At 73.3% G+C, this 21547-nt stretch carries 21 protein-coding genes; 16 read left to right on the forward strand and 5 right to left on the reverse strand.

Annotation, left to right across the window (positions count from 1 at the left end):
- The first annotated feature begins 110 nt into the window (after positions 1-110).
- From O7611_RS10125 to O7611_RS10155, 7 genes are all read left to right on the forward strand, one after another.
- Positions 111-1340: a flavin-dependent oxidoreductase gene (locus O7611_RS10125; protein ID WP_269698076.1), complete on the forward strand. Its 1230-nt coding sequence runs from the start codon at positions 111-113 to the stop codon at positions 1338-1340.
- Positions 1337-1804, forward strand: coding sequence for a MarR family winged helix-turn-helix transcriptional regulator (locus tag O7611_RS10130; RefSeq protein ID WP_194799887.1), 468 nt, complete (start codon positions 1337-1339; stop codon positions 1802-1804). Before O7611_RS10125 ends, O7611_RS10130 begins: the two co-directional genes overlap by 4 nt.
- Complete coding sequence (locus tag O7611_RS10135; RefSeq protein ID WP_194799888.1) at positions 1801-2286, forward strand: DUF3237 domain-containing protein; 486 nt, start codon at positions 1801-1803, stop codon at positions 2284-2286. The genes O7611_RS10130 and O7611_RS10135 overlap by 4 nt, the downstream gene beginning before the upstream one ends.
- Before the next feature lie 140 nt (positions 2287-2426).
- Entirely contained in the window at positions 2427-2840 is a 414-nt protein-coding gene (locus O7611_RS10140; RefSeq protein WP_194799889.1) for a DUF6153 family protein, read from the forward strand.
- A gap of 76 nt (positions 2841-2916) precedes the next feature.
- Entirely contained in the window at positions 2917-3576 is a 660-nt protein-coding gene (locus O7611_RS10145) for a DUF305 domain-containing protein (RefSeq protein ID WP_194799890.1), read from the forward strand.
- An 87-nt stretch (positions 3577-3663) separates the two neighbouring features.
- Positions 3664-4026, forward strand: coding sequence for a BlaI/MecI/CopY family transcriptional regulator (locus O7611_RS10150; RefSeq protein WP_269696669.1), 363 nt, complete (start codon positions 3664-3666; stop codon positions 4024-4026).
- Complete coding sequence (locus tag O7611_RS10155; RefSeq protein ID WP_269696670.1) at positions 4023-4946, forward strand: M56 family metallopeptidase; 924 nt, start codon at positions 4023-4025, stop codon at positions 4944-4946. Before O7611_RS10150 ends, O7611_RS10155 begins: the two co-directional genes overlap by 4 nt.
- A gap of 34 nt (positions 4947-4980) precedes the next feature.
- On the opposite strand, the gene O7611_RS10160 is transcribed toward O7611_RS10155, so the two are convergent.
- The 4 genes from O7611_RS10160 to O7611_RS10175 form a co-directional block, all read right to left on the reverse strand.
- Entirely contained in the window at positions 4981-6510 is a 1530-nt protein-coding gene (locus tag O7611_RS10160) for a copper resistance CopC/CopD family protein (protein ID WP_269696671.1), read from the reverse strand.
- A gap of 250 nt (positions 6511-6760) precedes the next feature.
- The gene (locus tag O7611_RS10165) at positions 6761-7177 is read right to left on the reverse strand and encodes a hypothetical protein (RefSeq protein ID WP_269696672.1); all 417 of its coding nucleotides are present in this window, start codon (positions 7175-7177) and stop codon (positions 6761-6763) included.
- Between the two features lie 25 nt (positions 7178-7202).
- Positions 7203-8624 carry a class I adenylate-forming enzyme family protein gene (locus O7611_RS10170; protein WP_194799894.1) on the reverse strand — a complete coding sequence of 474 codons (1422 nt, stop codon included), beginning with the start codon at positions 8622-8624 and terminating at the stop codon, positions 7203-7205.
- A complete protein-coding gene (locus O7611_RS10175; RefSeq protein ID WP_269696673.1) occupies positions 8614-10161 on the reverse strand; it encodes an NAD(P)-binding domain-containing protein in 1548 nt (515 codons plus the stop codon). Before O7611_RS10175 ends, O7611_RS10170 begins: the two co-directional genes overlap by 11 nt.
- Before the next feature lie 63 nt (positions 10162-10224).
- Here O7611_RS10175 and O7611_RS10180 point away from each other — a divergent pair, with 63 nt between their 5' ends.
- Genes O7611_RS10180 through O7611_RS10210 form a run of 7 tightly spaced genes read left to right on the forward strand, consistent with a single transcriptional unit; the run spans position 10225 to position 18965 of the window.
- The gene (locus O7611_RS10180) at positions 10225-11712 is read left to right on the forward strand and encodes an aromatic amino acid ammonia-lyase (RefSeq protein WP_269696674.1); all 1488 of its coding nucleotides are present in this window, start codon (positions 10225-10227) and stop codon (positions 11710-11712) included.
- 12 nt (positions 11713-11724) lie between these two features.
- Positions 11725-13290 (forward strand): FAD-dependent oxidoreductase, encoded by a 1566-nt coding sequence (locus O7611_RS10185; RefSeq protein ID WP_194799897.1) that lies wholly within the window; start codon positions 11725-11727, stop codon positions 13288-13290.
- Position 13291: 1 nt separating this feature from the next.
- Entirely contained in the window at positions 13292-14368 is a 1077-nt protein-coding gene (locus tag O7611_RS10190) for an alpha-hydroxy acid oxidase (protein WP_194799898.1), read from the forward strand.
- Complete coding sequence (locus O7611_RS10195) at positions 14365-15696, forward strand: cytochrome P450 (protein WP_194799899.1); 1332 nt, start codon at positions 14365-14367, stop codon at positions 15694-15696. Before O7611_RS10190 ends, O7611_RS10195 begins: the two co-directional genes overlap by 4 nt.
- Positions 15693-16961 carry a cation:proton antiporter gene (locus O7611_RS10200; RefSeq protein WP_269696675.1) on the forward strand — a complete coding sequence of 423 codons (1269 nt, stop codon included), beginning with the start codon at positions 15693-15695 and terminating at the stop codon, positions 16959-16961. The genes O7611_RS10195 and O7611_RS10200 overlap by 4 nt, the downstream gene beginning before the upstream one ends.
- Positions 16962-17013: 52 nt before the next feature.
- Positions 17014-17685, forward strand: coding sequence for a response regulator transcription factor (locus O7611_RS10205; RefSeq protein WP_194799901.1), 672 nt, complete (start codon positions 17014-17016; stop codon positions 17683-17685).
- Positions 17685-18965: a sensor histidine kinase gene (locus O7611_RS10210; protein ID WP_269696676.1), complete on the forward strand. Its 1281-nt coding sequence runs from the start codon at positions 17685-17687 to the stop codon at positions 18963-18965. The genes O7611_RS10205 and O7611_RS10210 overlap by 1 nt, the downstream gene beginning before the upstream one ends.
- Here the strand turns inward: O7611_RS10210 and O7611_RS10215 are convergent.
- Positions 18925-20034, reverse strand: a complete 1110-nt coding sequence (locus O7611_RS10215) for a carboxypeptidase-like regulatory domain-containing protein (protein ID WP_194799903.1) — start codon at positions 20032-20034, stop codon at positions 18925-18927. The two genes, O7611_RS10210 and O7611_RS10215, sit on opposite strands and share 41 nt — an antisense overlap.
- 212 nt (positions 20035-20246) lie before the next feature.
- Here O7611_RS10215 and O7611_RS10220 point away from each other — a divergent pair, with 212 nt between their 5' ends.
- Together O7611_RS10220 and O7611_RS10225 are read left to right on the forward strand one after the other, a co-directional pair.
- On the forward strand, positions 20247-21044 hold the full coding sequence (locus O7611_RS10220) for a TIGR02452 family protein (RefSeq protein WP_194799904.1): 798 nt from the start codon (positions 20247-20249) through the stop codon (positions 21042-21044).
- A gap of 9 nt (positions 21045-21053) precedes the next feature.
- Complete coding sequence (locus tag O7611_RS10225; protein WP_194799905.1) at positions 21054-21509, forward strand: OsmC family protein; 456 nt, start codon at positions 21054-21056, stop codon at positions 21507-21509.
- Positions 21510-21547 lie beyond the last annotated feature (38 nt).

Raw genomic sequence — 21547 nt, forward strand, 5'->3', positions numbered from 1 at the left:
CGGGACGAGTGGTCGGAACTCGATGTGAATACGTCTTGACGAGTGACGATTTTGTGACCAAACTGTGCGGTTGGTGGTCCGGTGGCGGAGGGAGCGACGACTTGGCGATCGTGATCGTGGGCGCGGGGATCGGTGGCCTCACCACCGCTCTCAGCCTGCACCGGGCCGGCTTCCGTGAGATCACCGTCTACGAGCGGGCCGACGTGCTGCGCCCACTCGGCGTCGGGATAAATCTGCTCCCGCACGCCGTCCGCGAGCTGACCGAACTGGGCCTCGGCGACCGCGTGGAAAGGCTGGGGGCCGCCCCCGGCACGCTTGCCTACTACAACCGGCACGGTCAGCAGATCTGGAGCGAACCGCGCGGACTGGACGCCGGATACCGCTGGCCGCAGCTATCCGTGCACCGCGGCCGGTTCCAGATGGAACTGCTCGACGTGGTGCGGGAACGGCTGGGGCCCGACGCGGTACGCACCGGGCACCGGCTCGTCGGCGTCCGCGACGGCGTCGCGCACTTCGAGACGGGGGCGGGGGAGGTGAGCGTCGCGGGCGACCTGATCGTCGGAGCGGACGGCATCCACTCCGCGTTGCGCGGGCAACACCATCCCGGCGAGGGGCCGCCGATCTGGAACGGGCTGACGCTGTGGCGGGGCACGGCCCGGGCACCCGGATTCCTGGACGGGCGAACCATGATCATGGCGGGGGACGCGGAACAGAAGTTCGTCGCGTACCCGATCGGCGCCGGTTTGATCAACGTCGTCGCCGAGCGGCGCGGGCCCGGTTTCGCCGGGCCCAACGCGGACTGGAACCGGACCGTCGACCCCGCGCCGGTCGTCGCCCTCTTCGCGAACTGGCGTTTCCCGTGGCTCGACGTGCCGGAACTGCTCGCCGCCGCCGACGAGATCCTCGAATACCCCATGGTGGACCGCGACCCGATCGGCACCTGGACCCACGGGAACACGACGCTGCTCGGCGACGCGGCGCACCCGATGTACCCGAACGGTTCCAACGGCGCGTCGCAGGCGATCCTCGATGCGCGTACCCTCGCCTTCCACCTCGCCACCGCGCCGACGGTCCGGGCGGCGCTCGACGCCTACGAGGCGGACCGGCGGCCGGCGACCACCGCGCTCGTGCTGAGCAACAGGCGGCAGGGCCCGGAACAGGTGATGGTGCTCGCCCATGAGCGCGCGCCGGACGGGTTCGACCACGTCCACGACGTCATCCCGCCGGAGGAGCTCACCGAGATCGCCACCGGCTACAAGAAGGCGGCCGGCTTCCTGCCCGCCGACCTCAACGAACGGGCCTCCCTCACGCCGACTGTCTTCTCCGGTGTCCTGCCGTGACCGGCCCGGAGCCGGCCGAGCTGGACGCGGCGCGACTGGCGTCGGTGATCTCGCCGCTGCGCCGCACGCTGCTCGCCGCCGCCCGCGCCGCCGAGCACCTGCCGGAGATCCCGGACGCGCAGATCGAGATCGTGCGGGCCCTGCCCCGGGGCACCGTGTCCGGCCCCGGCGAGCTGGCCGAACGACTCCGCCTGAGCCGCTCGACGGTCAGCAACCTGCTGACCACGATGGAGGGCAACGGTCTCGTCGAGCGCCGCCCCCGCCCCGGCAACCACCGCCACGTCGACGTCCTCGCCACCCCGAAGGCCCTCGACCTGTTCGACCGCTTCGACCTCGCGAGCGGAGACCTGGTCGCCCGCGCCGCGGCCACCCTTCCGGCGGCGGACCGCGCGGCCCTCGCCGCCGCGGTGCCCGCGCTGGAACGCCTCCGCGACGCCCTCGCGCAGACCAAGGACACTCCATGAGTACGCGCCGACACGTCGGCCGCGACCCGGCGGTTCCCGGTCTGGAGGCCGCGTTCGACGTGGAGGTCCGGCTCGGCGCGCTGGAGGACCACGGGGTGACCCGCGCGGGCCACCGCCGCGTGGTGCCTGTCGTCGGCGGCCGGGTCACCGGCCTCGTCGAGGCCGACATCCTTCCCGGCGGCGCCGACTGGCAGCTGGTCCGCCCCGACGGCGCGATCGAGATCGACACGCGCTATTCGGCGCGCACCGCCGACGGCGGTCACGTCTACCTCCGCACGTTCGGCGTCCGCAGCGGCCGCCCGGAGGTCCTTGAGGCGTTGCTGCGCGGCGACGCGGTCGACCCCGCCGAGTACTACTTCCGGCTGGGCGTACGACTGGAGACGTCGGTGCCCGCGCTGGCCGTGCTGGAGCAGTGCGTCTTCGTCGCGTCGGCGATCCGTGAGGCCGACCGGGTGCGCTACACCGCCTACCGCGTCACGTAGTCGTTCCCGCGCGGCGCGTTGTGCGCGTTCGCCCTCCCCGTGCCCGGCCGCCGTGATACCCCATCTACTATGCGCCTGTAGTAGACGCTGGTTGTCGAGGTGGACGCCACGCGCCGGGCCGGACGTGCGGAGGGCATGGGATGGGACGCGCTCACCCGCTGCTGCGGCTGGCGCTGTTCGTCGCCGTGACGTTCGGGGTGTTCGGCATGCACACCTTCGGCCACCCGGCCGGACCCGACGCCGCCCACGCGAGCGCCGTACACGGGAGCACCGGCCACGCCGCCGACGCCGCCCGCGAGATCGCCGCCGCGCCCGGCGCCGCACACGGAGACGACAGCTCGCCCGGACGCCACGACGGGACGCACGTGTTCACCGTGTGCCTGGCGGTGCTGGGCGGCGCGCTCGTCCTCGGCGCCCTGTCCCTGCTGTGGCGGCCCCGCCGCGGCACCGGCACGCCGGCCGGCCCTCGGTCCCGCGGGCCCCGCCCGGACCGGGGTCCACCCCGCCGGCGCATCGGGCTGCTCCTGCGAGCCGTCACGGTCCTGCGCACGTGAGGAGAACACGGTCCGGCGTCTCGCCCGGACCCGACGACTCCGTTCCGGCACACCTCACGACAAGGACCACGTACCGATGAAACCGACCATCCTGCGCCGCGCCGCCCTCGCGGGCGTCGCCCTGACCGCCCTGCTCGCGACCGCCGCCTGCGGCGGCGCTGACGACACCGGCGGCATGACGCACGGCACCGGCAGCAGTTCCGCGGCGGGCGCTTCGGCCTCCGCGGACGCCACAGTAAACGACGCGGACGTGATGTTCGCCCAGATGATGATCCCGCACCACCAGCAGGCGGTGACGATGGCCGACCTGGCCCCGACGCGCGCGAGCGACAGCGAACTGAAGGACCTGGCCGCGAAGATCAAGGCGGCGCAGGATCCGGAGATCGCCACCATGAAGGGGTGGCTCACGGCCTGGGGCAAGCCCACGGACCTGCCCAGCGACCACAGCATGCCCGGCATGAGCGCCACGCCCGGGCACGGCATGCCGGGGATGGACGCGGGGATGCCCGGCATGATGTCCGAGCAGCAGATGAGGGACCTCGCCGCGGCGAAGGGCCCCGCGTTCGACAAGATGTTCGCCGAGATGATGATCGCCCACCACAAGGGCGCCATCGACATGGCCAGGACCGAGCAGGCCGACGGGAGCAACCCCGAGGCCAAGGCGCTGGCCGCCAGGATCGCCTCGGACCAGGCCGCCGAGGTGCAGACCCTGCAGAAGATCCTCGACCGCCTGTAGGCGACCGGGCGCGGCCGGTCCCGGCTTCGGGGCCGGCCGCACCGCCACGACACCTGACGTACCCTGACCGGCACGAAGGGAGAGCACGTGGCGGAACTGGGCAGACTCGAATCGGCGGTGATGGACGTCCTGTGGCGTGCCCCCGAGCCCGTGCTCGTGCGTGACGTCCTCGACGCGGTGACCACCGACCGGGTCCTGGCGTACACGACGGTGCTCACCGTGCTGGACAACCTGCACCGCAAGGGCTGGGCCGTACGCGAGAAGGTCGGCAAGGCCTACCGCTACCGGGCCGCCGGCACCCGCGAGGAGATCATCGCGCGGACACTGCGCCGGGTCGTCGAGACGAGCACCCACCCCGACCTGGTGCTGCTTCACTTCGCCCGGTCCGCCTCCGACCACGAGCTGCACATCCTGCGGCAGGTCCTCGACGAGCGGGAGTCCGGGGCGTGAGCCTCGCGCTCGCCCTCGTCGCCGGCGCGGCGCTGGTCGCCTGGTGTGGCCCCGCCGCGTTGCGGCTGTGCTTCCGGCACGTCGCCGACCCCGTCGCGATGCTGCTCGGCTGGCTCGGCCTGATCGTCGCGGTGCTCGGCACCTTCGTCCTCGCCACCGTGATGCTCCTCGCGCCGGGCAGCACCCGGCAGTGGGCGCTGCACGACCTCGCCCGCATCTGCTGGCACTGGGCACAACCCAGCCGGCCGCCCGCCGTCGACGAGATCGTCGGGGCGACCGGAGCGCTGCTCCTGCTGGCCGTGCTCGCCCGGTTCACGGTGACGAGTACCCGCCTGGCGATGCGCGCCCACCGTGCTCGCCGCGTCCACGCCGACCTGCTCACGCTCGCCGGCGGCCCGCCGGAGCCCGGCGAGGCGCCGGTGCTGTGGATCCCGCACCCGACCCCGATGGCCTACAGCCTCGGCGGGTCCGGCGGGCTCACGGTCCTGGCCAGCGCCGCCGGTGACCTGCCGGCGGACCAGCTCGCCGCGGTGCTCAGCCACGAGCGGGCACACCTGCGGGAGCGCCACCATCTCCTGGTGGCCGCCGTGGAAGGGCTCGCCGCCGCCGTACCGTGGCTGCCCCTGACCCGCCAGGCGCCCGCAGCAGTGCGCCTGCTCGTCGAACTGCGCGCCGACGCCGCCGCCGTCCGCGAATGCGGCCCGACTGCCGTACGCGACGCGTTGCTGACGTTCGCCGGCGCGCCGCGCCCGCCGTCGGCGCTGTCGATGGCCGGCGCCGACGTGGCGATCCGGCTGCAGCGCCTCCAGGGACGCCGCCCGCACCGCCGCAACCTGCTCGCCCGCGCCCTGCTCGCCTCGACCGCCCTGGTCGCCCCGCTGGGCGCCGGCGTGGTCACCGGCATCCTGTTCTGCCTGTAGACCCCGGGGCCGCCCCGGTCGCGCGGGCCCGGGTCTACATGCCGGTGTTGACCAGGACCGCGGTGGCCAGCAGGACGGCGACCATCAGCACCGCCTCCGCCAGCACCGTGCGGCGCAGGCGACGCATGCCCTCCGGGGTCGGGTGGTCCAGCCGGGGCACCACCCGCCTGCTGTTGTAGAGCCCGACGACGGCGACGACCGCCACCAGCGCGACCTTGACCAGGAGCACCTGGCCCCATCCGGTGCTCACCAGGTGACCGGGCCGGTCCAGGATCGTCAGCGTCAGCGCGGCACCGGCGACGCCGGTGAGCGTCACCGCCGCGGTGGCCGGGACGGAGAAGCGCACCGCCATCTCGGCGGCGCCCGTCGGCACACCGAGGCGCGCACGGCCCAGCAGCAGCGCCGCCAGGAGCAGAACGCCGCCGACCCACACCGCCGCGGCGACGGTGTGCGCCACGTCCGCCGCCACGACGACCGCCCGTGGCCCGGCGGTGACGGTGTGCCCGTCGAACAGGAACGAACCGAGCAGCAGCGCCACCGTGACGCCGAGGAGCACCGGCCGGACCGCTCGCGCGCGTACCCGCTGCGCCTCGTCGCCGCTCACGTCGCCGGTGGGCGGCACGACAAGAGGGCGAGGGGCGGTCGGGATCGCGGCGACCGTCACCACGGCGTGCCGCCCGACCGCGTGCCGGCCCCGGATCAGCGCCGCCTCCAGGGAACCGGCCACGAGCAGCCCGGCCGCGCCGGCGAACCGCAGACCCAGTCCGGCGGCGACCGGCGTACGGCCGAGCGCGGTCAGCGCCTGCGTGCTGACCGCCGAGGCGAGACCGCCCCCGCCGAACACGGCCGCCAGCGCCGCCAGTTCGAGCAGCACGCCGGCCACCACCGTCAGCCCGGCGATGCGTACCCAGACCTGGACCAGCCGGATGTCGCTGCGTGTACCCACCAGTGTGGTCAGCGCGAAGACGAGACCACCCACGCCCAGCAGGATCGCCCCGTAGGACAGCCAGCGCCCCGCCGTGCCGACGAACCGCACCGGACCCTGGCCGGCGTCGGCGGTGTGGCCCACCGCGTGCCCGCCGGAGTGGGCCGGCGGCGACGCCGACGGAACGGCCGGTCCGCCGTGACCGGTGTGCCCGTGCGAACCGGCCGTGGGCCGGGGGGCGACGGTCGCGCCCGCTGGCGCGTCGGCCGGGACCACTGTGAACGTCACATCGCCGGTCAGCGGATGGGCGTCCGGGGCGGCCACGCTCCAGCGCAGCGTGAACTTCCCGTCGGGCAAGGCGGCGGAGGGGTGGACCAGCCACGTACGGCCCCCGTCGGGGGTGTGCGTGGTCACCGGAACGGCAGCACCCTCGCGGGAGAGCTTGAAGCCGGTCGCGGTGGGCGTGCCGGGGGCGGTGAACGTCAGCCGGATCTCCGTGACCGTGCCGTCCACGCGGGCGCCGTCCGCCGGTACGACCTTGAGCAGCTTGAAGTGCGCGGCGGCGGGCGACGCGAACCCGAGCACCACGAACACGGCGGGACAGCACGCCAGCCACACGAGCAGCAGCCACCGCGCCACGCGACGCGTCGGCGAGCGATGACGCCGCGGGAGAGGCACCACTGATCCCCTTCGTCAGGGAGACATGGACCCGGCGCCCATCGCTCCGACCTGATGCGGTCGCCATCCTAGGGGAACTACTAGGACCTGGTAGTAGAGCGTCGGCCTGATCAACGTCGTGGCCGAGCGGCGCGGTTCCGGTTTCGCCGGGCCGAATGCGGACCGGAACCCGTCACGTCCTCGTTCCCGGAGGCGGACGGAACCGCGGGCTTCAGAACTGCACGCCCGAATAGATCCGCGGCACGATCAGCGCGTACGCGAGGACGAGCGCGGCGACGGTGACCACTGGAGTGCCGACGAGCACCACGGCCGATGCCACGCGGACCCGGGCTCGCAGCCCTCTGTGCATGCCGGGGGTCTGCGTCAGCACCATCAGCGCGGTGACCCACGTGGCGAGGCCGACCGTGGCGACGATGCCGAGCCACGACAGCAGCACCATGACGTTGGTCCCGAACCGGTCACCCGCGTCGCTGCCGTACTGCAGCAGATACGGCCGGTTCCGCAGCCCGATCCAGAGGTTGACGCCCGCGAACGCGGTGAGGGCGACGGACCACAGGGCGGCGAATCCGACGGCGGTGCCCCGCAGCCGGGTGCGGGTACGCTGCGCTGCCTCGTCGAGTACGGCCATGCACGGATGCTAGGCCATCGGTGGTTCACCTGATCAGCGCGCGCTTGTCCGGCTTTCCGCTCGGTGCCGTCGGCACCCGCTCGATCGGCTGGATCGCCTGCGGGACCGACGCCTCGCCCAGCGCCTCCGCCACCACCGCGCGCAGCCGCCCGGCATCAGGTACGCAACCGGCGGCGGGCACCACGTAGGCGTGCACCGCCTCCCCGGTGACGTCGTCGGGACGGCCGACGACGTACGCCTCGGCGACTGTGGGATCGGCGGCGAGGACCCGCTCGATCGGGCCCGCGTACACCAGGTTGGCCTGCACGATGACGACGTCCCGGATCCGGCCGAGCAGGTGCAGGTAGCCGTCGCCGTCGAGCCGGGCCAGGTCGCGGGTGCGGACCCAGCCGTCGGCGAACACCTCGGCGCTCTCGGCCGGATCGTTCCAGTACGCGGTGGCCTGCGCCGGTGTCCGGACGAACAGTTCCCCCTCGGTGGCGGGACGGCCCTCGGCGTCCCGGATGGACAGCGCCGTCACCGGGGGAGGCCGGCCGACCGAGGCGAGCGCGGCCGGGTACGCCAGCATCTCGGCCGGCGTCACCATCGTGATCATGCCGGTCTCGGTCTGGCCGTAGCCGTGGAAGACGACGGGCCCGAGCACGTCGAGCGCCTCGGCGAGCCGGCCCGGTGCGAGCGGGGAACCGGAGACCAGCAGGGCCCGCAGGCTGCTCAGGTCGACCGGGTCGGTGCGCTGGTCCCGCACGAGCTGGTACAGCTTGCCCACGGTGATCACGCTCGCGGTCGCCCGGTGCCGGGCGATCATGCCGGGGAAGCCAGGGGGCCGGGCCGCGACCAGGGTGCCGCCCGCGGCCAGGGTGAGGATGCCGTACTCCAGCATCACCTGGCTGCTCAGCGAACCGAAGACGAGATACCGCTGGAGCCGGGTGGCGAGGTCCGCGACCGCCGGCGGCCAGCGATCGGGGTACGGCGTCCAGGCCGCGCTCATCGCCGCGTACGTCTGGGCGCAGCCCTTCGGGCTGCCGGTGCTGCCGCTGGTCCAGATGATCCGGGCGACGTCGTCCGGGTGCCCGGCGGCGATCAGCGGTCGTCCGTCGTCGGGGGTGCGCGCCAGTTCGGCGACCCGGGCGTCGTCGACCAGCAGCGTGGTGCCGCCGAGCTGCCAGGCGCGGTGCGCCGGGCCCAGGTCGGGGCGGATCCCGGAGACCCGGGCGCCCACCGCGAAGGCCGCGATGATCGCCGCGAACGCTTCAGCTGTGACACCGAGCCGCAGCGCCACCCCGACACCGGGCCCGGCCCCGGCGGCGCGGAGCCCGGCGGCGATGCGACGGACCAGCCGGTACATCTGGGCGGTCGTGACCGTCCGGTCGCCCTCCTCGAAGACCGGCCGGTCGTCACCGGCGGCGAGCAGGTCCAGCACGGGCTGGGGCCAGACCTCAGCCGGCATCGGAGAGGACGCCCTTGACGAAGAGCACGAGCGGCTGGTGGTGCACGTCCGGCAGGTTCCAGTGGTTCTCCAGGTTCTCCGCGAGGTGGTGCGCCGCGACGACCTTCCCGCCACGATGGACCCGGACGACCGGGTGCAGGTAGCTCGCGTCGTGCGCGTGCGCCGCGTCGTTCTCGGCGATCCGCGGCACCGTGATGTCGAACGGGTCGACCTGGTCGTGGTCCGGCCCGTACTCCAGGGTGACCACGAACGCGAACGGTTCCGGGCCCAGCCCGCCGTCGTGCACGTACGCGACGGGCACCTCCTCGTGGTAGCGCGCGGTGTCGCCGGAGACGACGACGACGTCACCGAGGACGGCGAACTGCTGCCACAGCGCCGAGGTGCGGTTGATCCGCGCGATGATCGCGTCCGCGATCGCCTCCGGGGTGAGCTCCAGCGGCGTGGCCGGCCACGGCGTGTCGTGGTGGCGGGCGCCGAGGATCCGGTGCAGGGCGCGTACGCCGTACCGGAAGCCGTGGATGAACCCGTTCGTCGAGCGCTTGAAGTCGCGCTGCTGGGTGAGCGTGCCGGCGAAGTAGAGTCCCGGTACGTTCACCGACTCGTACGCCGAGGTCTGCTCGGGAAAGCGGTCGTTGATGACGAGCCGCGGCCGGGCGGACGGGTCGAAGATGCCCGCGTCGAACCGGAAACCGGTGCAGAGGATGACCCGGTCGTAGTCGATCCGCCGGATCGCCTCGACGGTGCGGGCGTAGCGGAAGTCGATCCGGTAGCCGCCGTCGTCGTCGCGCCGGACGATTCGCTCGACGGTGCCGTCGAGGACCGCGTTCTGCGACTTGAGCTGGTACGTGTCGAGGAAGTTGTTGTTCACCGCGCGCAGGTGCCCGACGTAGTGCGTCTGCCACGCCAGCTTGATCGAGTGCGGGCCGGCGACGTGGATGACGGCTGCCGTCTCGACGAGCGCGTCGGCGGTCTCGAACGCGGAGTTGCCCTTGCCGATGATGAGGACGCGCTGGTCGGTGAAGTCGTCCGGGTCGACGCTGACCGTGTCGTACCGTTCGGCGAGTTCGGCGCCCTCGATCGGCGGCACGTACAGCTGGGACACGCCGGTGGCGACTACCACCCGGCGGGCGGTGAGCGTGTCGTCGCCGGCGTCGACGGTGAACAGGTCGCCGTCGCGCGCGACCCGGGTGACCCGGGTGCCGTACCTGATCCGCAGGCCGCGGGCGACGTCGGCGAGGTAGCGCACCATGTCCGCGGCGTCCGGGAAGTAGCGCCGGCTGTAGTTCTTGAACAGCAGCGCCGGATCGTCGGTGAGCAGTGAGTTCCAGTCCGCGCGCAGGTTGAACTCCGGGTCGTCGGAGCCGGTCCAGACCTTGTTGATCGAGATGAGCTGCCGGTGCCGGGGGTAGGTGGCGAAGAACGTGCCCGGCGCCGGGCCGGCCTCCAGGACCAGGTAGTCGTGGCCGTCGCGCTCGAGCAGGTGAGCGAGCTGCAACCCGGCCGGTCCGGCTCCGATGATCAGATAGTCGAGCGTCATGCGCCGCAACGTAGCGACTCGATCTCAGAGCGTTCTGAGAATTCGTCTCTAGGGTGCGATCCCATGACGACAGGGGTGGACCTCGATGTCCCACTGCGGATCGCCGACCTCCGCGCCGCCCGCGACCCGATCAAGGTCGTGGCCGGGCCGCAGGTCCGGGGCCGGGTCACCGCCGCCCGCACGTTCCTGTCCGCGGTGCTCGGCGAGGACCGCGCGGTGTACGGCGCCACCACCGGCTTCGGCGCCCTGGTGGGGTACGCGGGCCGCCCCGACCTGCGCGACCAGGCCGACAACACGCTCGCCCACCTCGGCGCCGGCCAGGGCCCGGACATCGATCCGGACGTGGTCCGCGCGACAGTGCTGCTGCGGGCCGCGTCGCTGGCCCGGGGCGCGTCGGGGGTCTCCCCGCACGTGATCGACGCCCTCGCGGCGATGCTGGCGACCACGTTCGTCCCCGCGATGCCCCGGCTGGGCTCGGTCGGCGCCAGCGGTGACCTGATCCCGCTGGGCGCCGCGGCGCAGGCGTTGCGCGGCCGGGGGCACGCCTACCTGGACGGGGTGCGGATGCCGGCGGGCGAGGCGTTGACGCTGGCCGGCCTGGAGCCGTTGCCGCTGGACGGCCGGGACGCTCTCGCCCTGGTCAACGGCACATCCCTGACCACGGCGGCGACGGCGCTGGCGCTGGACGCGGCCCGCGCCGCACACCGGGCGGTCCAGGTGCTCACCTGCCTGCTCGCCGATCTGCTCGGCAGCGACACGCAGTTCCTCGACGCCCGGCTGCTGGGCGCGTACGGCCATCCGGGCGCGATCGACGTGGGCGAGCGGATGCGACGGGTCAGCGCCGGCCTCGTCGCGTCCGGCGCGCGTCCGTTGCAGGAGCCGTACAGCATCCGCTGCACGCCGCAACTGCTCGGTGCGGCCGAGGACGCCCTGCGCTACGTCGACGCCGTGGTCGCGGCCGACCTCGCCAGTGTCACCGACAACCCGCTGTTCTTCCCCGGCGACGACCTGGTGGTGCACGGCGGCAACTTCTTCGGCCAGCCGGCCGCGTTCGCCGCCGACGTGCTGTCGATGGTCGTCGCGCAGGTCGGCAACCTCGCCGAACGACAACTCGACCTGCTCGTCGACCCGAACCGCAACGGCGGCCTGCCGCCGATGCTGGCCGCCGGCCCGGGACAGCAGCACGGGCTCCAGGGGGTGCAGCTGGCGGCCACCGCGCTGATCACCGAGATCCGCCGGGACACCATGCCCGCGAGCATGCAGAGCGTGCCGACGAACCTGCACAACCAGGACGTCGTCCCGCTCGGCACCCAGGCCGCGTTGCGGGCACTGGACCAGGCCCGGCTGCTGCACCTCGTCGTCGGGTCGCTCGCGCTGGGGCTGCGCCAGGCCGCCTACGTGGGCGCGCGTACGCCGACCGCGTCCGGCTGCGCCGAGGCGCTCGCGGCGCTGGCCGCTGTCGTACCGCCGGTCGATCCGGACCGGCCGCTGGACGGTGACGTGCGGCGCGCGGCCGACGTGATCGCGGATCTCTCCGTTTCTCTTCCCTGAGGGTGGGCGCACATGACGCTTGACTATCTGATCGTCGGGGCCGGGCCGGCGGGCCTGCAACTCGCGGCTCTGCTGGAGGCCGACGGCAGGCGCGACTATCTGGTCCTGGAACAGGCGGACGTCCCGGGGGCGTTCTTCGCCACCTATCCCCGCCACCGGCAACTGATCTCCATCAACAAGCCGCACACCGGCTCGGACGACCCGGAGCTGAACCTGCGGCTGGACTGGAACTCGCTGCTCAGCGACGACCCGGCGCTGCGTTTCACCGGCTACACCGAGCGGTACTTCCCGGACGCCGACGTGATGCTCCGCTACCTGGCGGACTTCGCCGCGAAGACGGGGGCACGGGTCCGGTACGGCACCCGGGTGACGTCGATCGGCAAGGCCGACGGGGTGTTCGAGGTCCGGGCGGGGGAGGAGGTCTTCCGGGCGCGGCGGCTGATCGTCGCCACCGGCGTCTCCCGGCCGTACCTGCCGCAGATCCCCGGGCTCGAACTCGCCGAGCAGTACGCGGACATGTCCGTCGACCCGCGCGACTACCTCGACCAGAAGGTGCTGATCATCGGCAAGGGGAACTCCGCGTTCGAGACCGCCGACAACCTGATGGAGACCACCACACTGATCCACGTCGCCGGGCCGAGTTCGGTGCGGATGGCCTGGCGTACGCACTACGTGGGTCACCTGCGCGCGGTGAACAACAACTTCCTCGACACGTACCAGCTGAAGTCGGCGAACGCGATCCTCGACGGCGAGGTCAGACGTATCGAGCGCGACGACGCCGGCTACACGGTGACGTTCTCCTTCTCCCGCGCCGACGAGGTGGTCAAGGAACTGCGGTACGACCGGGTGCTCGTCTGCACCGGGTTCGCCTTCGACGCGTCCGTCTTCGAGGACACCTGCCGGCCGGCGCTCGCGATCAGGGACCGCTTCCCGGCGCAGACCCCGGCGTGGGAGTCGGTGAACGTCCCCGGCCTCTACTTCGCCGGCACGATCAGCCAGGAACGGGACTTCAAGCGCTCCACGAGCGGCTTCATCCACGGTTTCCGGTACGCCGTCCGGGCGCTGCACCGGATCCTGGAGCGACGGTACGGGGACACGCCGTGGCCGGCGGAGAAGCTGGACGCGACCGGCGAGGTGATCGCCGACGCCGTCGTCGCGCGCGTCAACCGCACGTCGGCCCTGTGGCAGCAGTTCGGCTTCCTCGGCGACGTGGTCACTGTGGCCGGGTCCGACGCGCGCTACCACGACGAGGTGCCGGTCGAGTACTTCACCCGCACCGGCCTGCGTACCCCTGACCACGACTACACGGACGCCTTCGTCGTCACCCTCGAGTACGGCCCCGACCACGACCGGGTGGACCCGTTCGACATCACCGTCAGCCGGATCGCCCAGGACGTCCCCGGTCAGGCCCACGACGCGGCCTACCTGCATCCGGTCGTCCGCCACCACCGGGCGGGCCGGGTCGTCGCCACCCACCACCTCGCGGAGAACCTGGAGAACCGGTGGGACCGGCCGGAGACGCACGTCGCGCCGCTTGTCGCGTTCGTCGACAGCTGCCTGAGCCGTGCCGAGGCTTGAGATGCGCCCGCTCGCGGGCGCCGCGCTGGACGGCGCGGCGCTGAACCTGACCGAGCTGGCCACCGACGCGCGGGGCCGTCTGGACCCGGTGCACTGGGACTTCTTCTCCGGTGGAGCGGGCGAGGAGCGCACGGTCCGCGCCAACGAGGCGGCCTTCACCAGGCGGTACGTGGTGCCCCGCGTCCTGCGCGGCGCCGGACGGCGCGACCTGCGGATCTCGCTGCTCGGCACCCGGATCTCGATGCCGTTGCTGATCGCGCCGACCGCGTTCCACCGGCTGGCCCACCCCGAGGGCGAGGTGGCCACCGCCCGCGCCGCCGCCGAGGCGGGCACGATCATGGTGGTCAGCATGGCGGCCACCCGGCGGGTCGAGGAGGTCGCCGCCGAAGGCGGCCCGCTCTGGTTCCAGCTCTACCCGCAGGCGGACCTCGACTTCACCGCGCTCGTGGTACGGCGGGCCGAGGCGGCCGGCTGCTCGGCCCTCGTCGTCACCGTCGACTCGCCGGTGTTCGGCCGGCGGGAACGCGACCTGCGGCACGGCTTCGCCGACCTGCCGCCGGGGATGGCCTGCGAGAACATGCGCGACGCGAGCGGCCGGGTACGCGACATCGGGATGGACGCCGGGCTGGACTGGGACCGGATCGCCTGGCTGCGCGAGGTGACCACGCTGCCGATCCTGCTGAAGGGGGTGCTGCATCCGGCTGACGCGGCGCTTGCCGTCTCGTACGGGCTCGACGGTCTGCTGGTCTCCAACCACGGCGGCCGGCAGCTCGACGGCGCGCTCGCCACCCTGGACGCGTTGCCCGCCGTGGTGGAGGCCGCCGGCGGGCGGCTGCCGGTGCTGCTCGACGGCGGCATCCGCCGGGGAACCGACGTCCTGGTGGCGCTGGCGCTCGGCGCGAGCGCGGTGCTGGTCGGCCGCCCGGTGCTGTGGGGGCTCGCGGTGGGCGGCGCCGCCGGGGTACGCCACGTGCTCGACCTGCTGCACGCCGACCTCGACCGGGCGCTGGCGCTGGTCGGCGCCGCCGGTCCGGCCGACCTGAGCGCCGATCTGGTCGCCACGGTGGCGTGCGGATGAGCGCCCTGATCGTCCTGGCGGGGGTCGGCGTGGCGTGGACCCTGCCGTACTGGCTGCCCCGCACGGTGGTCCGGCTGCGGGAGTGGGTGTTCGTCACCGTCAACGGCGTCGAGGGCGTACCGGTGCCCGGCCCCACTGTCGGCATGGAGCACTTCGAGCGGGTGTACGCCGATCCGGCGGCGGACGGGCGCAGCCGGGGAGCCGGGTTGTCCGACCTGTTCTGGTACTGGCTGGCGCCCGGACCGCACATGCACCAGGAGCACCTGGAGCCGGGCGAGCGGTACCGGACCGTGGCCGCCACCACCCGGCGGGTGCTCGCGGTACGCCGCGGGCGCTGCGACGACCTGGCGACCGCCGCCACCGGGCGCGCGCTCGACCGGCTGCCCGCCGGCCGGACCAGCCACGTCCGGCTGCGCGACCTCATGATGCCGGTCTGGGCCGAGGTCTACTACGAACTCGTCTTCGGTGAGGCGTGCCCGGCGGACGCGCGGGCGCTGATCGTCGCAAACGCCGAGGACGTGGTGAACGGGCTGAAGTGCACCGGCCTGCGGCACATGCGGCGGCGTGATCGGCTGACCCGGTATCTGCACGACCGGATCGAGGCGGGGACCTGCCCGGTGACGCTGCCGCCGCCGTTCACCAGCCGGGAGACGGCCTGGTATCTCCAGGGTGCCTTCTTCAACACCGCCGTCGTGCAGATGTCCGAGGCGATGGCGCACGTGCTGCTCGCCCTCGCCACTCATCCCTCCCTGCAGCGCGGACTCGACGACGACGAGGCGCTGGACCGGGTGATCGACGAGACGCTGCGGGTGCATCCGCTCTTCGGCGTGGCGCACCGGATCACGTCCGCGCCGATCACGCTGCCCACCGGCGTGTCCCTGCCCGCCGGAACCGTACTGCTCTTCAACTATCTGGCGTTCCACCGCGGCGGAGCCGCCGGCGACGACCGGTTCGACCCGGACCGGTGGCTGACGCTCAAGCGCGGCGACGCGCACTTCATCCCGTACGGGGTCACCGCGAACCGCGCCTGCCCGGCCCGCGGCGTCGCGCCGGTGATGATGCGCGCCGCGACCCGTGAGGTGCTGCGCCGGTACGTCCTGACGTCCTCCGCGTCACACACCCGCTCGCTGCCCAGCCGGGGTCCGGCGTACCTGACGCCGGCCGGGTCCCCCGTCCCAGGGCGGCTGCGGCTGGCCGCGATGCGGTCGCGGGACCGGTGGGCCGACGTGGGCCGCAGCGTCCGGCAGTTGGTTTTCGGCACCTGGATGGTGCTCGACGCCCGCCGGCAGCGGTTGTGCACCGACTACTTCGAGAGGGCTGTCCGATGACACCAACGGAGCTGGCGCCACGGTTCTTCATCGCGGTCACCGTGATCCTGATCTTCTGCAAGGGGGTCGCGTGGCTGCTCGGCAAGGCGGGTCAGCCCGCCGTGGTGAGCGAGATGCTCGCCGGCGTGCTGCTCGGCCCGTCGTTGCTCGGGCTCCTCCTGCCGGACGTGCAGGACGCCCTGTTCCCGGCCCCGCTGCTGCCGGTCCTCTACGTCGTGGGTCAGGTCGGCCTGGTGCTGTTCATGTTCCAGGCCGGGTACGCGTTCAGTGCCCACCGGGTCACCGGGCTCGCCGGCACCGCCGGGGTGATCTCCCTGGCCGGGGTCACCGCACCGCTCCTGCTGGGGGTGCTGCTGGTCCTGCTCACGGCGGGCGCCGTGCCGATCCAGGCCGACGGGACGGCACTCGGGGTCTCGGCCGCGTTCGTCGGCGTCGCCCTGGCCATCACCGCGTTCCCGATGCTGGCCCGGATCATCACCGAACACGGGCACGCCGGCACCCGGCACGGCACCCTCTCCCTGGCCAGCGGCGCGATCGACGACGTGGTGGCCTGGATCATGCTGGCTGCCGTCCTGGCCTTCGCGTCCGGCCGGGCCGGTCCCGCGCTCGTCACCGCGGGCGGAGCGGTCCTGTTCGGACTGGTGCTCTGGTTCGGCGGGCGGGCGGCGGCCTCCACGCTGATGACCCACCGGGCCCTCAGCGACCGCGCCCGGCTGCTCGGCACCGTCGCCCTGCTCTTCCTGGTCGCCTGGTACACCGACGAGATCGGCCTGTACGCGGTCTTCGGCGCGTTCGCGGTCGGCGTGGTGATGCCCCGGACCGACAACACCGACCGGGTGGTGGACACGCTCACCCCGGTCGCCGCGACGCTCTTCCTGCCGCTGTTCTTCACCTACTCGGGGCTGCGGACCGAGTTCGGCCTGCTCGGCTCCCTGCCGGTGCTGTTGTTCGCGCTCGCCTGCGTGACGGCGGCGATCGCCGGCAAGTTCGGCGCCTGCTGGGCGGCGGCCCGGCTCCGTGGCGAGCCGCCGGGTGTAGCGCTGCGGGTCGGCGCGCTGATGAACGCCCGGGGCCTGATGCAGCTCATCGCGCTGAACGTCGGGCTGGAGGCGGGCATCGTCAACCCGGCCCTGTTCACCGTGCTGGTACTGGTCGCGCTGGTCACCACGCTGATGACGACGCCGGTGCTGAGCTGGATCGAGCGCCGCGAGGCCCGGCAGCCGGAAACCGTCCACACGCCGGCGCTCGCGGTTTCAGATAGTTGAAGAGGCAAATACCGGTGCTTCCATCGGCCGCTATCTATGAGATCGTTAACATATGCGGGGCGGAAGATCGAACCGGCTGCTGCTGGTCGAGGACGACGCGGACCTGACCGAGATGCTCACCGAGGCGCTGGGTCAGGAAGGCTACCTGGTCGACCGGGCCTTCGACGGCCAGCGCGGCCTGCATCTCGGGCTGACCCGGTCGTACGACGTGATGGTCATCGACCGGATGCTGCCGGCGCTCGACGGCCTCGACCTGGTTACCCGGCTGCGCGCCCGGGCGGTCCCGTCCCGGACCCTGATGCTCACCGCGCTCGGCGCGGTGGACGACCGCATCGCCGGGCTGGACGCGGGCGCCGACGACTACCTGGTCAAACCCTTCGACCTCGACGAGCTGAGCGCGCGGGTCCGGGCGCTGTGCCGGCGCACGCCCGAGCCGACCGATGTGCTGCGCATCGGCGCCGGGCGGCTCGACCTGGCACCACGCGAAGCGGTGCTGGCCGACGGCACCCGGGTGGCGCTGTCCACCCGCGAGTTCGAGCTGCTGCGGGTGCTGGCGGTCCGGCCGAACGCCGTCCATCCCCGCGCGGTGCTGCGCCGCAAGGTCTTCGAGGAGGCCGCGGCGGCGTCGATAGTGGACACCTACGTCTACTACCTCCGGCGAAAGCTCGGCCGTGCCGTGGTCCGCACCGTGCACGGCCTCGGCTACCGCCTCGGGACGCTCTGATGGAGGCGTCCGAGCGGGTGATCGTCCGGCGGACCCGGCTGCGGATCGGCCTGTTCGTCGGGCTGACCATCGGGGCCCTGCTGCTGCTGGCCGGCGGTATCTCCTACGCGGTCCTGGTCCGCGGCCAGGAGGCGCAGATCCAGCGCGAGCTGACGTGGGGCACCGAACACGGCACGATCGCCGGGCCGCCCGCCTGCAGCTGGATCTTCCAGTACGACGGCGCCACCGTGCGCACCGGCGCGAACCCGCCACCACCCGGCTTCCCGTTGCGCGACGCGCTGGACACCGTGGCGGCCACCCGGGCCACCGAGATCATCACCGTCGCGCGCAACGGCACGACCTACCACGTGCGCACCGAGGCCCGCGGCGACACCGTCGTCCAGGCGGTGTTCGACGCCCGGTTCCAGCTGTCCGACCGCCGGCACCTCCTGCTCGCGTTCAGCCTCGCGGCGGTGGCCGGGCTGCTCGCCGCCATGCTGACCGGTGTGCTCGTCGGCCGCCGGGCCGTCGCGCCACTCGCGGAGGCGCTGACCCGGCAGCGGCGCTTCGTCGCCGACGCCAGCCACGAACTGCGAACCCCGATCGCCCAGGTGCACACCCGCGCCCAACTGCTCGCGCGGCGGGCGCGCCACGACGGCACCGCCCGGAACCTGGACGACCTGGAACGCCTCGTCCGCACCACCCGCCGGCTCGGCGAGATCGTCGACGACCTGCTGCTCTCGGCCCGGCTCGCCGCCGCTCCCGCCGACCGGGAACCGGATCCGCCGGTCGACCTCACCTCGCTGGTCGGGACGACGGCCGCCGCCGAGGGCGACCGCGCCGCCGAGCGCCGGGTCACCCTCACCCTGGACACCCCCGGCGACCCGCTGCCGGTGCCGGGCGTCGAGTCGGCCCTGCGCCGGGTCGTCGGCGAACTGCTCGCGAACGCGCTGGCCCACACGCCGGCGGGCGGCCGGATCGACGTGACGCTGCGGGCCGCCGGCGACGCCGCCGAGTTCGTCATCGCCGACACCGGCAGGGGGTTCGACCAAGCCGACGCCCGGCGGATCTTCGACCGGTTCCACAGGGGTGCGGGCGCCGGGGACCGGCGTTTCGGCCTGGGTCTGGCGTTGCTCCAGGAGGTCGTCACGAGCCACCACGGCACGATCGAGGCCGAGGGCCGTCCGGGGCGGGGAGCCCGATTCACGGTGCGCCTGCCCCGGACGCGATCGCCGGGCACTACGAGTAGGGCCTCGCGGATCAGGAACCTCCGGGTGTGGCAGCTCGGTGCCGGTGCGTGAGCGCCGGATCGTGGAGCGCGTTCTCCGGCCCACCGCCGGAAGGCCCGAGGTGCAGGATCGCGGTCGGCGCGTCGGCCAGGTTCCCGCCGGCCGGCAGCCGGGTCGCCGGGGGAGTCGCCGCCTCGGCCACCGTGCCCGGTGCGCTCCTGCGCCGCACCAGCACCAGTGCGAGCGCGCCCAGGCCCGCGGCGACCAGCAGGCCGCCCAGGAGGAACATCGACGTACTGCCGCTCTCCTCACCGGTGGCCTTGAGCGTGGGCGGCGCAGCCGCGGGAAGGTCGTCGCCGGCCGCCGCGGCGGGAGGGCTCGCCTCCTCGGCGGGCGACGGCGACGCAGTGGCCGGCGTGGCCACCGCGGCAAGGGTCAGGCGTACGGTGGCGACGTCACCGGCCCTGCCCCGTACGGTCGCGCGGGCGGTGCGGTAGCCGTCCACGGAGGCGCGGACCGTGATGGATCCCTCCGCGATCGTCCGGCCGGCCCTGGCGGTGATCGAGAACTGGCCGCTGCGGTTGCTGGTCGTCCGGTACTCGTGACCGGCGCTGTCCCGGATGGTCAGGTCCGCGCCGCCGATCGCCTTTCCGTCGGCGTCGAGGACCCGGCCGGAGACCCCGCTCACCCCGGCCGCCGGTGCGGCCCCGCCGGTAAGCGAGGCACCCGGTCCGTGGACGTAGACCATCTTGTAGGCGTAGCTGTTCTGCCCGGCGAGCCGCACGCCGATCGAGATGTTGAGGCCGGTGGTCTCGCCCGGGCGCGCATCCGGGGCGACGACTGTCGCGTCGAAGGTCCGGCTCTGGCCGGGGCCGAGATTCGGCTCCACCCGGCAGCCGGTGGTGCACCGCAGGCCGCCGCCCACCACCACGATGGCCGTCTCGGCCCGCCGGCCGTCGTTGGTGACGCGGAACTGCACGCGTACCGTCTCGCGGGGTTTCACGTTCTCCGCCGAGACGCTCAGGATGCTCACCGTCTCCGGTGCGGCCGTCGCCGGTGCCGCCGCCACCGCGAGCGTCCCTCCGGCCAGCATGGCCAGTACGGCCGCCCGGGCCCGTCGGACACGTGCGCGCGTCGTCACTTCCCACCACCTTCGCGGAGAGCAGGCAACATCGGTCGATGGAGCCGCGGGCCACTATGCCCTGTGCGGGACGGGTGGCGCGACCCGCCCCGATGACCGCGGCGGCCCGCCACGGGATCGACGGGTCCGTTCCGGCGACTGCTAATCGGTTGCCCGGCGTGCCGAGGGCTGCCTAGATTGCCGATCATGAACGACATCGACGGGTGTGCCGGATGAGCAGCCGTCTCCGCGAGATCGCCCGGCAGACGGTAGCGATCGCCGAAGCGGGACGCTACCGCAACGATGCCGGCGAGGACGTCGCGATCGAAACGGTGGTACGCGCCGCGGTCGACGGCACCCGTGAGCACCTGCCGGACGACGTCCTCCACCTCGACGGCGCGAAGCCCGGCGCCGGTGACGTGGAGGTGACGCACGAGTCGACGTTGCAGGCGGCCCGCCGGCTCGGGCCCGGCGCGGCGTGTCTGGTGTTCGCGTCGGCGAAGAACCCGGGTGGCGGGTTCCTGGGCGGGGCGAAGGCGCAGGAGGAGAGCATCGCCCGTTCGTCCGCGCTGTACCCGTGTCTGCTCGCAGCGCCCGGCTTCTACGCCTTCCACCGCGGCCAGCGGGATCTGCGCTACAGCGACCGGGTCGTCTACTCCCCGGGCGTGCCGGTGTTCCGCGACGACAAGGGAAACCTGCTCGACCGGCCGTACACCACGTCCTTCCTGACCGCGGCGGCGCCGAACCTGGGCGCGATCGTACGCAACCAGCCGGAGCACGCCGCGGACGTGCCGGCGGTGCTGGCCCGGCGGGCCCGCCGCGTGCTGGAGGTCGCTGCCGCGCACGGGCATCGCACGGTGGTGCTGGGCGCCTGGGGTTGCGGGGTGTTCCGGAACGACCCGGCGACGGTGGCCGGCGCGTTCGCCGACGCACTCCTGGCGGTCGGCCGGTTCGACCTCGTGGTGTTCGCCGTGCGTGACGGGCTGCCGGGCACACCGGTGTACCGCACGTTCGCGGAACGCTTTCGGTAGGTTCGTCGCATGAGCGACGACACCTTCCGGTCGGTGGAGATCGAGCGCACAAGCGTGGGCAGATACGTGGCGCGCAACGCCCGTGGCGGCGAGCTGTCGATGGGTACGGGGGAGGACGCGACCTTCACGCCCGTGGAGCTGCTGCTGGCGGCCCTCGGCGGCTGCACCGCTGTGGACGTCGACCACGTGACGAGCCGTCGCGCCGAGCCGACCCGGTTCGCCGTCACGGTGAGCGGCGACAAGATCCGCGACCCGGAGGCCGGGAACCGGATGGAGAATCTCACCGTCACGTTCGCGGTGACGTTCCCGGACGGCGCGGACGGCGACCGGGCCCGCGAGGTGCTGCCCCGCTCGCTGCGGCAGTCGCACGACCGGCTCTGCACCGTGTCCCGGACGGTGGAGCTGGGCACACCCGTCTCCATCGTCGACGCGACCGCCGACCCGGCCTCGACCGAACCGCGGTAGCGGCCGGAGGCGCCCGTCGGAGGGCGATCGATGCCCGT

Source organism: Micromonospora sp. WMMC273 (assembly GCF_027460285.1).
Lineage (GTDB): Bacteria > Actinomycetota > Actinomycetes > Mycobacteriales > Micromonosporaceae > Micromonospora > Micromonospora aurantiaca.